Origin of the sequence: Psychrobacter sp. (assembly GCF_035469765.1) — a bacterium.
Lineage (GTDB): Bacteria > Pseudomonadota > Gammaproteobacteria > Pseudomonadales > Moraxellaceae > Psychrobacter.
Window position 1 is genome coordinate 1 of the sequence record NZ_DATIRM010000343.1, and the last position, 9,991, is coordinate 9,991.

The 9,991-nt window shown below is 42.3% G+C and carries 8 protein-coding genes and 2 pseudogenes; 8 read left to right on the forward strand and 2 right to left on the reverse strand.

The window, feature by feature from the left end:
• Positions 1–251: 251 nt before the first annotated feature.
• The 7 genes from hfq to radA all read left to right on the forward strand — a co-directional run bounded on the left by hfq (position 252) and on the right by radA (position 6,439).
• On the forward strand, positions 252–767 hold the full coding sequence (gene hfq, locus VLN09_RS09470) for an RNA chaperone Hfq (RefSeq protein WP_325245925.1): 516 nt from the start codon (positions 252–254) through the stop codon (positions 765–767).
• A gap of 267 nt (positions 768–1,034) precedes the next feature.
• Complete coding sequence (locus tag VLN09_RS09475) at positions 1,035–2,027, forward strand: KpsF/GutQ family sugar-phosphate isomerase (RefSeq protein ID WP_325245927.1); 993 nt, start codon at positions 1,035–1,037, stop codon at positions 2,025–2,027.
• 39 nt (positions 2,028–2,066) lie between these two features.
• Positions 2,067–2,633 carry a KdsC family phosphatase gene (locus VLN09_RS09480; protein WP_325245929.1) on the forward strand — a complete coding sequence of 189 codons (567 nt, stop codon included), beginning with the start codon at positions 2,067–2,069 and terminating at the stop codon, positions 2,631–2,633.
• Positions 2,630–3,214, forward strand: coding sequence for an LPS export ABC transporter periplasmic protein LptC (lptC, locus tag VLN09_RS09485; RefSeq protein ID WP_325245930.1), 585 nt, complete (start codon positions 2,630–2,632; stop codon positions 3,212–3,214). Before VLN09_RS09480 ends, lptC begins: the two co-directional genes overlap by 4 nt.
• 74 nt (positions 3,215–3,288) lie before the next feature.
• Complete coding sequence (gene lptA / locus VLN09_RS09490) at positions 3,289–3,858, forward strand: lipopolysaccharide transport periplasmic protein LptA (protein WP_414709119.1); 570 nt, start codon at positions 3,289–3,291, stop codon at positions 3,856–3,858.
• Positions 3,859–4,049: 191 nt separating this feature from the next.
• A complete protein-coding gene (gene lptB, locus VLN09_RS09495; protein WP_414709120.1) occupies positions 4,050–4,760 on the forward strand; it encodes an LPS export ABC transporter ATP-binding protein in 711 nt (236 codons plus the stop codon).
• Positions 4,761–5,002: 242 nt separating this feature from the next.
• Complete coding sequence (gene radA / locus VLN09_RS09500; RefSeq protein ID WP_325245933.1) at positions 5,003–6,439, forward strand: DNA repair protein RadA; 1,437 nt, start codon at positions 5,003–5,005, stop codon at positions 6,437–6,439.
• Positions 6,440–6,621: 182 nt separating this feature from the next.
• Here radA and VLN09_RS12315 read toward each other — a convergent pair.
• Positions 6,622–6,963, reverse strand: a pseudogene (locus VLN09_RS12315) (septal ring lytic transglycosylase RlpA family protein); the annotation flags it as partial.
• A gap of 1,258 nt (positions 6,964–8,221) precedes the next feature.
• Positions 8,222–9,364 (reverse strand): rod shape-determining protein RodA, encoded by a 1,143-nt coding sequence (gene rodA / locus VLN09_RS09510; RefSeq protein WP_325245937.1) that lies wholly within the window; start codon positions 9,362–9,364, stop codon positions 8,222–8,224.
• Positions 9,365–9,626: 262 nt separating this feature from the next.
• Between rodA and VLN09_RS09515 the strand changes: the two are divergent.
• Positions 9,627–9,991 (forward strand): annotated as a pseudogene (locus tag VLN09_RS09515) (peptidase M15A); the annotation flags it as partial.

Genomic DNA, 9,991 nt, shown 5'->3' on the forward strand with positions numbered 1-9,991 from the left:
GAAGTGGCTTTTCAGTGATGAGCGTGTCATATTTCATGTTAAAAGTAACTAATGCAACAACTGGTTACTTAATTTATGACAATAATGACATATTCACGATAAAGTAGAACAACTTAACAAGGTTTAGTACTTATTTAGATACGTATTATAAATAAAACTTATTATTGTATCTACCCTTAGCCATTATAATTGAAGTAACCCTTATAAGAATTGGCACTAACAATAATTATATAATATTTAGGAGAGATTTCATGTCAAAAGGACAAACTTTACAAGATCCGTTCTTGAACTCACTACGTAAAGATCGCATTCCAGTTTCTATTTTTTTGGTCAATGGCATCAAGCTACAAGGTCAAATAGAATCATTCGACCAGTATGTTGTTTTGCTGAAAAATACTGTCAGTCAAATGGTATACAAACACGCCATCTCAACCGTCGTACCAGCACGTAATCCTCGTAGTAGTACCACTCCAGGCACGACTACCCAAAGCCAAGGCGCAGCACCAATGGGCTATCAACAAGGCCAAGGCGGCAGCATGAGTGGCGGTTTTGAACGTGGTGCTAGCAGCAGTCCAGCCAGCGGTAGTGGATTTGAAGAGCGCGGCTTTGCCAATCGTAGTGGTTTCAATCGTGGCGGCTTCAGCCAAGGTCAAGAGCGTGGTTTTGAGCGTGGTGGTTTTGGTCAAGACCGTGGTTTTGAAGCGCCGTCAGACAATGTGGATTATGATAATAAACCCAGTAATGAGTCTGATGATAGCAATAACTAAATAGCTCTGTGTCTATTTTATGCTAAGATATTTTACGACAAGAGTTTTTATAGGTAAGTATAGATAATCTGTGAAATATTATATAAGGACCTACTATTATAGTGGGTTTTTTTGTATGGATACTTATATAAATAACAACTTCTTAGCGTACTTGCAAACCTCTCGTATCTGCATCCTTACCGCATCTTATTAATATCGACCATGATTATTAATATGGCCCATATTATAGTAAAATGTTTTAATTAATTAGAAATATAGAGCCACGGTATGAATACTCCTGAACGCAATCTGACCTATGAGCAATTTATCAGTACGGCTATTGACGCTATCAATACTGAAAAAGCAGCACTTGCATTATTGATAGAGCAAATAGATGATAGGTTTGCACAGGCTTGTGATATTATTTTGGCATGTCAGGGTCGCGTGGTCGTAACGGGTATGGGTAAGTCGGGATTAATCGGACGTAAGATAGCGGCGACATTTGCCTCTACTGGTACGCCAGCATTTTTTATGCATCCTGGTGAAGCAGGCCATGGTGACCTTGGCATGTTAGTTGAAGGGGATGTTTTGCTTGCCATTTCTAACTCTGGTGAGTCAGATGAGATTAGAATGCTATTGCCAGTGGTCAAACGCTTAAATATTCCGCTGATTAGTATCAGCCGAGACAAACGCGGTATGCTGCCTCGTGCTGCAGATATTATTTTGACGCTTGGTAAGTCGCAGGAAGCTTGCCCGCTTAATCTTGCTCCCACTTCAAGTACCACAGCGACATTGGCACTAGGGGATGCATTAGCAGTGGCTTTGGTACATGCGCGCAATTTTACCTCAGAAGATTTTGCTTTATCACATCCTGCTGGTGCATTAGGTCGTCAATTACTGACACGTGTGGAAGATTTGATGCACACCAAATCAGAAGATTTGCCGCTTATCAATCAGCACGCGCCGTTACAAGAAGCGCTATTTATTATGTCTGCTGGGCGTTTGGGGATGACGGTTGTTACGGATGATGAGAAAAAGGTAGTGGGGATATTTACCGATGGCGATTTAAGACGAGGCTTAGAAAAGGGCATAGATTTACAAACGCCGATGCGTGAGCTGATGGTGAGTAGCCCTCGTCATATCAGTAAATCGATGCGAGCTTCTGATGCGCTTAGCGTGATGAATGAGAATACTATCAGTCAGCTACTTATTATCGATGACGAGCAGCGTTTGGAAGCCGTTATTACGGTGCATGATTTACTACAAGCCGGTGTAAAGTAAGCGTTATATTAGACTGTCTATTAATAAAAGAGATGACTGATGCAAGACTTAATCAAAAAAGCCGGACAAGTGAAGTTATTGGTGATGGACGTTGATGGTATTTTATCAAACGGTCAAATTATCTATGATGCCAATGGCGTTGAGACCAAGGCGTTTTTTGTCCATGATGGCGTCGGCGTGAAGTCATTAGCCCGCTATGGCATCTTGACCGCGATTATTACGGGTCGTAGCAGTCCTATGGTCGATAAACGCGCCGCTGAGATTGGTGTGGATTACATTGTACAAGGACGTGATGATAAGCTGGTGGCATTAAACGAGTTGCTTGCAAGCCTCGACCCTACACTTAATATTACAACTGATGACTGCGCTTATATGGGCGATGATTTACCAGATATTAAAGCTATGCAAACAGTCGGTTTTGCTGCTACTGTGCCAAATGCTCATGCAGAAGTGATAAAACGTAGCCATATGGTGACCACGCGTGCCGGCGGTACAGGTGCCGTACGTGAAGTATGTGATCTCATTTTAAAGGGTCATGGACACTACCAAAACTTTATCGCGAACTATACGCTTGATGAAGTAAAAAATCAGGGTGATTTATCGTGAATACTCGTGTTTTAATAGTCATTGCCTTAATTATCGCAGGTCTTGCCGGCTGGTTTTTTAAGCAGCAAGGGGAGATCACGCCGCCAGTCAAGATTGAAACCTCTGATGTTGATTATGAAGCAACAGACATCAAGGCGGTACAAACGAACGAGCAAGGCGAGACAGAGTATGAGCTGAGTGCTGAGTCATTAACGCACAATCCGGCAACCAATGAAGATGAGATGAAAGGCATCACCATGAATTGGGAGCCTTCAGATGAGCAGCGTTATCGTATTGAAGCGGGGACGGCTGCTATCAGTCAGCAGACAGGTGAGCTGAGCTTATCGGGCGGTTTTTCTTTAATCAGTGAAGGTAAGACGGCCAATGCCAATGTCGAACCTATTAAAGTAACTGGCGCGACATTGAAAGGCAATACCAAGTCAGGCCAGGTATATAGTAATGAGCCGGTCAAGGTTGAACAAGGTATGAATCGGTTTGAAGCGTCAAGCATGAAAGCCAATCTTGAGACGGGCGATTATGAATTTGGTCAAGTGGCAGTCTCTTTTACGCCCGCTGATCGCCAAGATAAAGCCTTATTTTAACCAGCATATTCTTCAGTAAAGCATCTAGCAGTAAGTTTGCAAACTCTATTACCTATTATAAAACGAGTAACATTATGACATTCAATTCTTTGCCTACTTTACGTTTGCTATCGACGCGCTCTATTCATGTGGCACATAGCTTGCGTGCACTGCCCGTAGTGATGCTTTTGGCACTTCCACTATATAGTCATGCTTTGCCATCGGATGCCAATCAGCCTATCAAATTATTGGCGGACAAAGCCACTTATAGTGAGCGTACTGGCGTGACTAGTTACTCTGGAACTGTAATTATCACCCAAGGTACCTTTAAAATGACCGCTGATAACATTACGGTCAATTTATCACAGGGCCGTAATATCAATTCGGCTGTAGCGACCGGACGTCCAGCGACTATGCAGCAGGTTGTGACGCAAGAAAAAGGTCTAGCAAAAGGTCAGGCAAATAAAATCGATTATAATGCCGTTACGGGCATTGTTACGCTAACAGGCAATGCAAAATTGGTACAAAATGGCGCAAGCTTCTCGGGTAACGTCATTCGTTACAGCTTAAAAGATGGCGATGTGGAAGCGACTGCTGGCGGCAGTCAGCGCGTCGAATTGGTTTTCCCGCCTAGTAATAGTAACAGTCAAAGCGGTATACGCTAAGCTGTATGGCGAGCTAAGTCATAATATCTACCGTGATATAAACAAACGACTAAACATTTCAGTGGTTGCTACCCATTTAAATGCAATCACATTATGAGTAAGTTATGAATGATAATAAAAATAATACCACTTTAGCAGAAAACCAAACAATAACACCGACTATTGGTGTTGAGCCTGTTGCTCGTTTATCTATGCAAAACTTAGGTAAGCGCTATGGTAAACGCTGGGTAGTTAAAGATGTCTCATTCTCTGTTGAGCAAGGGCAGGTCGTTGGGTTATTGGGTCCAAATGGGGCGGGTAAGACGACCAGTTTTTATATGGTGGTCGGTCTTGTTAATATGGATAAAGGTCGCGTCACCTTAGGTAAAATGGACTTATCTAAATATGCCATGCATGAGCGAGCGCGTGCCGGTATTGGTTATTTGCCGCAAGAAGCCTCTATTTTTCGTAAACTGTCTATTGAAGATAATATCTTAGCCATTCTGCAAACGCGTAAGGATTTGAACAGTAACCAGCAGCGTCAAGAGCTTGAAAAACTCATTGGTGATTTTCATTTAGAGCATGTGCGAAAATCATTAGGCATGAGCGTATCAGGCGGTGAGCGTCGTCGTTGTGAGATTGCTCGTGCTTTGGCGGCTGATCCCAAATTTATCCTATTGGATGAGCCTTTTGCTGGTGTAGATCCTATCTCTGTTGGTGATATCAAAGATGTCATTTTAGCGCTCAAAAAACGTGGTATCGGTGTGTTAATCACTGACCACAATGTCCGTGAGACTTTGGCGATCTGCGAAAAAGCCTATATTGTCTCAGAAGGCGCTATCATTGCTGAGGGTACCTCAGAAGAGGTCTTAGACAACGAGCTAGTGAAATCTGTGTATCTTGGTAAAGATTTTCAGGTATAAGCTGGCAACTCATCGATTAAAAATCCATTTAGGCTGACATAAGATTTATTCCTAGGTAATCTTAGTCAGCTATCGTTATTTATTTTACTTCCTCTATAAAACATTGCTACTTATAGCAACTGCTAGTTTGCCTTCACAGCTATCTTTTAACATCTGCTGTCCAATAAATGCTGATAAGCACCCTCTATCTTACTTACTACCTTGTTATCATGGCTTCAACACTTGCATAAGGCTTCTATATTATGGCAAAAAATAAAACCAGTTATGTCTGTCAGCATTGCGGTGCTCATTTTGGTAAGTGGGCAGGGCAATGCAGTGACTGCGGTGAGTGGAATAGCTTAATCGAAGCGCCCAATGTCAGTATGCCGCATCATAATAAAAACACTGCCAAACCTAACGCCAGCCGTGTGCCTTCTCATGCTGCTGGTGCTACAGCTGGTAACTATGCAGGAACACATAGTGCGGTAATGCCGCTCAATGCCGTCAGCGTCGGTTTAGATACTCGTTTGCCGACGGGCATTGGTGAATTTGATCGTGTATTAGGCGGGGGCTTGGTCGCAGGTTCTGTAGTGCTGATTGGCGGTGATCCTGGTATCGGTAAGTCAACTATCTTGCTGCAAACGGCAACTAATATGGCAAAAGCAGATTCACTGGCAGGTAGCGCGCTTTATGTAACTGGCGAGGAGTCATTGGCACAGGTTGCCATGCGGGCAAAGCGCTTGGATTTACCCGCTGATAGACTTCGTGTGCTCGCTGAAACCAATGTAGAGACTATTTGCGCGGCTTTAACGCAAGAGCAGCCGGCTATTGCTATCATTGATTCCATTCAGACCATTTATACTGATGCGATTAACTCTGCACCAGGTGGAGTCAGTCAAATTCGAGAGTCAGCGGCTATTTTGACACGCTATGCTAAGCAAACGGGTACGGCACTTTTTTTGGTAGGACACGTCACCAAAGAAGGAACACTTGCCGGTCCACGCGTTCTTGAGCATATGGTTGATACGGTATTATACTTTGAGGGGCAGTCTGATTCGCGTTTTCGTATGATTCGCGCAGTCAAAAACCGTTTTGGCGCGGTCAATGAGCTAGGTATTTTTGGCATGACTGATATGGGGCTAAAAGAAGTCGCCAATCCATCCGCGATATTTCTAAGCCGCTATGATAAGCCTGTAGCCGGTTCTGTAGTCATGGTCAGCCGAGAAGGTACAAGACCGCTATTGGTAGAAGTGCAAGCTTTGGTTGATGACTCACAAGGCTCACCAAGACGCATGGCATTAGGATTAGACTTTCAGCGCTTGTCTATGCTATTGGCCGTCATGCATCGCCATGGCGGTATTCATACCAGTGGGCAAGATGTCTATGTCAACGTCGTGGGCGGTGTTAAAGTCATAGAGACAGGGTCAGACTTGGCGGTACTACTCGCTTGTGCATCAAGCATTAGGGAAAAAGCCCTACCATCGTCACTGGCGGTCTTTGGTGAAGTCGGTTTATCTGGTGAAATTCGTCCTGTGCCCAATGGACAAGAGCGTTTAAAAGAAGCGATGAAGCATGGCTTTAAGCATGCCATTATTCCTAAAGCCAATGCCCCTGCCAAAGACGCGCCGCAATTCAAGGGTATCAATGTCATTGCAGTTGAACGTCTAGATGATGCCATTGCCAGCGCTTTTGAGCTATAGAGACAAGAGTTAATATCGGTATATACGCCTCTTATTTACTAGCGACTATATATCAACATTAAGCAACAAAAAAGCGCCTAACTGCATGAGTAGTTAGGCGCTTTTTTTAAAGCTAAATACATGTTAAAACACAAAACTGTTAAAGGTTTAAACCGCGAATGGTTTAAATAACTCGTTTTAAACTAAGGTCCTGAAACACGCTCAATCGCGACGTTACCGACACCTTTACCAGTAATACCAAGCTTTTTGGCAGCACCATAAGATAAATCTAACACACGGTTACCATGGAACGGACCACGATCATTGACTTTTACAACGACGCTTTTACCATTGGTCTTATTAGTCACTTTAACATAACAATTTAATGGTAGTGAGCGATGAGCAGCAGTTAAACCATTCATATCAAAGGTTTCACCACTGGCAGTTTTGCGACCATGAAACTGACGACCATACCAAGAAGCCAAACCCGTTTGCTTAAATTTGCTCACAGAGTTAGAGGCGACGGCTGTTAGGCGCTCTAAAACGTCGTCATCTTTACTAACTTGTGCAGCATCACTTGCTAGCAGTGAGCTACTAAGAGCTAATGAGGTAGGTTGACGTGCAGACTTTACTAAGCTTGATGCGCTGTTATATTGACGACTAAGTTCACCGAGTACACGGTCGATATGGGAGGCGTTATCTTGCGAAACCATTGCAAGGGAGGTTTTTGAGTCTACAGCATTGGCATTAGAAACGACTGCAGAGCCAGCAAATAGTACGGCTGACATTGTCAGTAAACCAGATAAACGCTTATTCATAAATACCTCTATAACTTATACATCAAAACTTAACACTAAAAATCTCTTAGATGGAGCGAGGCAGCGTTAGACCACTCTAACAGTGCCGCAAACTCTAAAACCGATATCAATCATCTTTCTCATAATGACTGACGTTACCGCCCGGCTTCAATAAATTTTAATATATGGTAATTTTTAATTCATTGTCATAAATGGGTAGAAGGTTTCAATAACCCAGTTATGACACGCTCAAATGATAGCTAACAATCTTAATTAAAACATTCATCAAAAACTAAAATTAGATACTGCTATTTAATAAACCGCTTTTTTAACATTGCTAAGTTAATAAAGGGTTTCGATAGTCTTGCGTATGAGTTTGTTATTAAATCGTTAGTTAAGTAGTGACTTTGAAAGTCCAAAATCTACAAGTTGCTAACTATACGGATGAGCTACAACGACAATATAATTAAATGCTAACTTTCTTAGTAGCTCTGTACGGGTTCTGTACAAATGACACTAAGACGAGATTAACGCAATTAATTGTAAAAAACAAGGATTAAAACTTATTACGATTAGGGGCTAAATAGCGGATATTTGGCTTGTTATCATTAAGGTTTTTTATTTAATTTTATATATAAAACAATATCTTAGATATGATCAAAAAGAGGGTAAATGATAATTTTTGTTATAGTTTATGTAGAAGAAATTACAAATAATATGGTTAAAAACTGGCTAATTAAACTGAAAGCTTTCTCATTATGGATTTACGTATAGTTACTGAGTAAATGGATTCTAAGCCCAGTTTATGCAGTTACTTGTTAACTCGCTAATTCCTAGAGGAGGTTAAATGGCATTTTATTTATGTATTTAGCCTTAGATTTGTTGTTTTAAATTGAATGGTTTGAGAGGCTAAAGTAAGCACTTAAGTCCCAATGTCACCTTTTTGGCATAAAAAAAGACCATATGTTTACAATACGGTCTCTTTAGATATAAAAAACGGAGATGCTTAGATCGACTTGTGCGTATGAATGGACATAAGTAAACCAAAACCCGCCATTAAGGTGACAATAGCAGTACCGCCATAGCTAATGAAAGGAAGGGGTACACCGACAACAGGCAAAATCCCTCCGACCATACCGACATTGACGAATACATACACAAAAAACGACATGGCAATCGCACCAGCTAACAAGCGGCTATAAGTATCAGGATGAGAAAAGGCGATATATAAGGCACGTATCAGCAAGCAGGCATAAATAAACATGAGTAGTATAACGCCAAGTAGACCAAATTCTTCAGAGAAGGCGGCGATAATAAAATCGGTATGACCTTCTGGTAAGAAGTGTAGGTGCGACTGAGTGCCTTCTAAATAACCCTTACCCGTTAGACCGCCGGAGCCGATGGCCGTTTTGGACTGGATAATATTCCACCCAGCACCTTGTACATCAGCTTCAGGATTGAATAAGGTAAGTACACGGGTGCGCTGATAGTCGTGTAATAAAAAATTCCAAGCGAACGCAACAAACGGAATGGCTAAAGCCACCGCGCCTGCAATCAGACGCCACGACAGCCCTGCCAAAAACAGCACAAAAATACCACTGGCGGCGACCAGTAATGAAGTGCCAAGGTCAGGCTCTTTGGCGATTAATAATACTGGCACCACAATCAAAGCGAAGGTAATAGCGATACTGGATAATGAAGGCGGAAGGTCACGCTTGGATAGAAACCATGCACACATCATCGGCATACCAAGCTTCATAAACTCTGAGGGCTGTACACTACCGAACCCTGGTAGGTTGATCCAGCGCTGCGCACCCATACGTACCTCACCAATGATATCGACCAATACCAGTAGTATCAGACCCAGTACATAAAAGATGGGCGTAAAGGTACGATAAAGGCTCGGCGGTATCTGTGCCATGATAATCATAACTGTAAATGCCACGCCATAGCTGACCATTTGCCGTAGCACCATACTAGTGTCTTGAGCGGCTGCACTATATAAAATCGTCAGCCCAATACAACAAACGGTGAGTAATAAAAGGGTCAACCAAGGGTCAATGTGACTACGTTGCCAAAAGGTCGGTGTATGACCTTGACCTAAATGATGGCTTTGTCGGGAAAAACGGTATTGCGGGTTAGAAGACATAGGCGAAGTGTGACTGACAGTTGGCGTGAAAGAAGGGTGATATTTGGCAAAAGACTTACAAAAACCTGCAATTATAGGGCGTTTGCTTGAACAAGTAGTAACGAATAAAGTAACTTGTCAGTAATAAAGTAACGTCAATATAAAAATGTTTAGGATAAGTGTTAATAACGAATAAGTCACTCCAAATTGGTGACGATAGTTTAGCTTGCTTGCTTAAAATTTGATAGTATCGATCAAACGTTTTTAGCGGTAGTTTGTTGCAATGATCAATATAAAAAAACAAGTTGATAGGCACATTCACAAGCCTATTATTGCACTCTGTATTTGTGCCAGTATCATGAGTGCCAACGCTGCTATTATTAGTGATAATAGCGAGCGCCGTATTCAAATACGCCATGGTAGCAGTGTTAATAACAGCGGCAATGCCTATATCACGCCATCTGTACAAGGAGCACCTTATAATGCAGGCGTGACTATCTTAAGCGGGTCAGGCAGCGATAGTATGCAGGGACTGATTCAGCAGAAACAGCGTGAGTTTGCATTCGATGCCAGCTTATCGATTGAAGAGAACAAACAGATTAGTAGTAATAGAGGGGTGCCACGCTATAACACTGGCAATAACAACTA